The sequence below is a fragment of the Bacillus sp. AFS012607 genome (assembly GCF_002558005.1).
Lineage (GTDB): Bacteria > Bacillota > Bacilli > Bacillales > Bacillaceae_G > Bacillus_A > Bacillus_A thuringiensis_S.
Genome location: NZ_NTVM01000036.1, coordinates 1 through 3,922 on the forward strand (window position 1 = coordinate 1; position 3,922 = coordinate 3,922).

The following is a 3,922-nucleotide window of genomic DNA, read 5'->3' on the forward strand; positions in this document are numbered from 1 at the left end:
GTAAAAGGGCATTTCATTTAGATTCTCGTATAATTTTTTACGATGTACGGATTTTTGACGTTGGTTGCTGTAATCCATAAAAATCACCTCATATATACTATAACAGAAAAAATAAACGAACACAAGTTCGCGTGAAATTCAATTTTTACACAGACTTATTTACATAATTAAATTATGGGATGCTAAAATATAATCGAAATTAAATAAGGATGGTGTAGTCATTCTATTAAAATTATAGATAAGCACGTGATAAATCTGTATAAAGCTATAAAAATTAGTGCAAAAATCACATTCACAGGTGTGCAAAATAAAACAATTTTCATATATAAATTCACACAAAATGAACACATGAAAAATTTTTAATAGTTGTTATAAAATACGAATTGTTTAATTTGAACATGATTATAAGGAGTTAAATAGATCAACATAAGAAACCTTTTATAAATTGAAATGTAATTTACTATAAAAATTTTGCAATAAGTAATTTAGTATTTGATAATTTCTATATAAAATATGAATTATATGGACACATATCAATATACAGAGATGTATGCTAACAAGCTAGAAATCCCTAAATACTGTATTGGATTTTTATTTACACATCTTATTGTTCGTAAAATTGGTATTTCGCGCGAAGTTGTAAGTGTTTAATTTTCCCCCTTTTATAAAGGTATCATATACCTTACCTTTCATCAGTATAAATATCTTTTAGTTTCGGGTACCTTCAGCTATACATATTAATATTGATTAAATGGTTGATTATATAACTTATCCAATCTATAACATTTTAATGCAAAATAGTTTACTTTAACTCCTTAAGACTAAATAGATGGTGTATTTTGCAAAATTTAATTGTTGTGATGCCGAAATAGAGCATTTCCTTTGATTCTTTTTATTGTACTTGGTTTAGCTGAGCATTCCGCTAAATATTATTTAAATGCAGATTTCAATATGTAACTACTAAATTTCTCTTTCTGTCTCAATGATATAAGTATTCTTTTCATTTTGAGATTCATTCACTTGTTTTTTATTAATCTCTATTAGATATGTTATGTAAACTGATTAAAAGTAAGGTATTGTAACTACCTTTATATAGCTGTTTTTCAAGTCACATTCCTACCCTACTTTACCACTCGATGTAACCTCATCATGTAAGTACAAATCCGCACATCCGTATTTGTATTTATTATGATATACGCTAATTCAATTCTTTATTTTTTCAGATTCGTATATTCTTCTAAAGTTAGCTTTTCTTGATATATATTGTCAGCGATCTCTCCTACATAACGAATATGCCAAGGTTCATATGCATAACCTGTTTTACATTCCTTACCTTTTGGGTAAAGAATGATAAACCCTGCTCAATCTGAGTTATCCCTCAACCATTTTCCTTCGTATTTGCAAAGGCTAGCTCTAGTTCATTGTTTGTACTTTTAAGGGAGTAATTTTTATAACTCCTTCTTATGTTAACTAAAATACTTATTGTTTATATTTTTTTATTATTATATAATATTTTATGTCTTTACTTATATGCGATTAAGATATATCGGAATTAGAAAAAGGGATCTTTCGAGATTCCTTTTTCAATTTAAAATAAAAAGAAGCGGATTTGCTACCTATCTATATTTCTCGCCTCACAGTAATTCCTTTATATTATTTTATTATATCCTACCCTTTTAAATCCATTTATTGAATGTATAATTATAAATAACCACTAACATTTTGAATCGAGGTGACAATCATGAGGAGTTTTGGTTCATTATTGATCTCTACTATCTGTTCAACAATCCTTTTAGTTTGGAATTTCTTTTCTTTCTATACTGGATTCACAACAGGACATACATACTACTGGGTTAACGGAATCATAGCCTTGGTTTTCCTTCTATTATTTATCCTAAACACGCGAGATATTATCAAGCAGAACTACAGAACATCAGGAAAATAGGAGTTGATACATATGTGGAAAAAAATTAATAATTATAAGTTTCATCTAAAAGATTTGAAATTTATGACTTGGCTATTCCCGATTGTCGGTTTATTATACGCTTATGAATTCTTCTCTGGTCTAATGTTCCACCAGGAGGTTCGTTGGCTCAAGTTAATATGCATGATAATAATGATTATAGGATTTATTGATATTAGAAAGAAGCTTAAAAACAAAGATTATAGAGCGGCATGAATCAACGAAAATTCTTGAACTCATTTCTAGTCTTTACATTATATTTTCGGGACTTACTTAATTAAAGCATCATCAGGAGAATCTGCAGTTCTGCAGGTTTTTTTGTAAAGTAAAAAAGCATCCTATTTAGATGCTCGCCATTCTCTTTTTTCTATATAATAACAATACCAAACACGATGCGGCCTCCCCCTAATAATATGAACAGTTGTGGAAAAATTAAAATCTAAGGAAATAAGGTCGACAAGATTTTCAAAAGCTAAGCTAACTTTTTCTTTCGAACTGCCACCTTCTACTTCCCTGATTTCATAAATCAAGGTCAAACAAATAATAAATATCCCTATATCAATTAATTATATGCCCAAAATTCATACATCCTTTTCTTAACATGATATTAACATAAAAAAATATACAATATCAGAATAGCAGTGGATTCACTACTTTAATTTCTACATAACTCCTTTTTCTTTTGTCCTCTTATAAAGAACTTTACGACTTACACCAGTAACTTCACATATCTTCTTAACTGTATATCCATTTTCTTCACGATTAGCAAGCAGCTCTAAAGCATGATCTATTATACGCCACGTTGTTTAACAAGGTATATCCCTTCTTGTTAGCGTATCTTAATTTTGTGTTCATTTGTTTAGTAATATTAACAACAAACAAGACGCCTCCTAGATCAAGGAAGCGACTGCGATAATTGTATAATCTTGATCAAACTTATTTATTCTCACATTATTTATTTCTTTGCTTCCATACCCCATTATCTTTACGATAAGTATTCTTACCATCCATGAAGTCAGCCGTATTACCCGGAATGCTATATTTCCTATTCTTATTCTTTTTCTTAGCCTTCTTCTTCAGCCTTTTTTCTTCTTGAATAGCTTGCAAATCCGTCTTCCATTGTTTCAACAAATCCTTTTCATGTCGCATCGAATTTGTACCCCTTGGATTAAAATGTGAACCAAATAATTAGATTCTACCTATTTATATAGATATCCTCCAATCCAATGTACCAAATTATGTTTTTTCTTTTAAATATACAAACAACATATTAAGATATTCTATTTATCCAGGGAGGTTTGTCATGCTCAACTTTCATAAAGAATTAACCCTATTAGGATTCTTTTTGTTTTTATACAGTTTTATTGGTAACATCTTTTTATTACTATTCCTTAGCGTGTAGTAACAATGCAATGCGTATAAATATATGTTTTATGTGTAAATTCTATAAAAGAAGTAAAAAGCACCTCTATAGGATGATTAATATATACTATATATTAATCTTGAATAGCTTTATTGATAGACTTTTTAAATCAATAAATATACTAGCTGAAGCCGATCTATATCCGATATTTTCTCCTATAGCATTAATAGTAATCTCCTCCAACTGAACCACCTTAATTTTAGTCGGTTCTGGTGCAAATATAGGACGCATTTCAAAGGACAATCAGGATTCCTACTGAAATTGTTCTTTTTTATCATATGCATGGCTTCTACTCCTATATGATATTACCCTATATAACAAAAAAGCACCGCTATGGATGCTTTAGCCTACATATTCTTCAATTTTACTAAAGATGCCATTGATAGCAGGTACTACGCATGCTCACGCTACAATTGCATAAATAAGTTTAACAAAAAACATGCTTACAGTCATATTAACACCCCCTGCTTTAATAATAAGCAGAAAACATTACATGAATTTTAAAAACATATTATATTAATGAACGTGTTTATCTT

Annotated in this window: 3 protein-coding genes and 2 pseudogenes; 2 read left to right on the forward strand and 3 right to left on the reverse strand. The window is 29.2% G+C overall.

Features of this window, described 5'->3' with window-relative positions:
- Positions 1-1,211: 1,211 nt before the first annotated feature.
- Positions 1,212-1,441 (reverse strand): annotated as a pseudogene (locus CN409_RS27895) (M15 family metallopeptidase); the annotation flags it as partial.
- Positions 1,442-1,741: 300 nt separating this feature from the next.
- Between CN409_RS27895 and CN409_RS32455 the strand changes: the two are divergent.
- Together CN409_RS32455 and CN409_RS27905 are read left to right on the forward strand one after the other, a co-directional pair.
- Positions 1,742-1,945 carry a hypothetical protein gene (locus CN409_RS32455; protein ID WP_080548775.1) on the forward strand — a complete coding sequence of 68 codons (204 nt, stop codon included), beginning with the start codon at positions 1,742-1,744 and terminating at the stop codon, positions 1,943-1,945.
- Positions 1,946-1,957: 12 nt separating this feature from the next.
- Positions 1,958-2,179, forward strand: coding sequence for a hypothetical protein (locus tag CN409_RS27905; protein WP_000265599.1), 222 nt, complete (start codon positions 1,958-1,960; stop codon positions 2,177-2,179).
- A gap of 446 nt (positions 2,180-2,625) precedes the next feature.
- Here CN409_RS27905 and CN409_RS32460 read toward each other — a convergent pair.
- Together CN409_RS32460 and CN409_RS27920 are read right to left on the reverse strand one after the other, a co-directional pair.
- Positions 2,626-2,754: pseudogene (locus CN409_RS32460) on the reverse strand (recombinase family protein); the annotation flags it as partial.
- Positions 2,755-2,914: 160 nt separating this feature from the next.
- Entirely contained in the window at positions 2,915-3,112 is a 198-nt protein-coding gene (locus CN409_RS27920; RefSeq protein ID WP_001215521.1) for a hypothetical protein, read from the reverse strand.
- Positions 3,113-3,922: the final 810 nt, after the last annotated feature.

Excerpts from the sequence above, each read along its gene's own strand:
- CN409_RS32455 (WP_080548775.1), top strand. The coding sequence starts at position 1,742 with ATGAGGAGTTTTGGTTCATTATTGATCTCTACTATCTGTTCAACAATC.
- CN409_RS27905 (WP_000265599.1), top strand. The coding sequence starts at position 1,958 with ATGTGGAAAAAAATTAATAATTATAAGTTTCATCTAAAAGATTTGAAA.
- CN409_RS27920 (WP_001215521.1), bottom strand. The coding sequence starts at position 3,112 with ATGCGACATGAAAAGGATTTGTTGAAACAATGGAAGACGGATTTGCAA.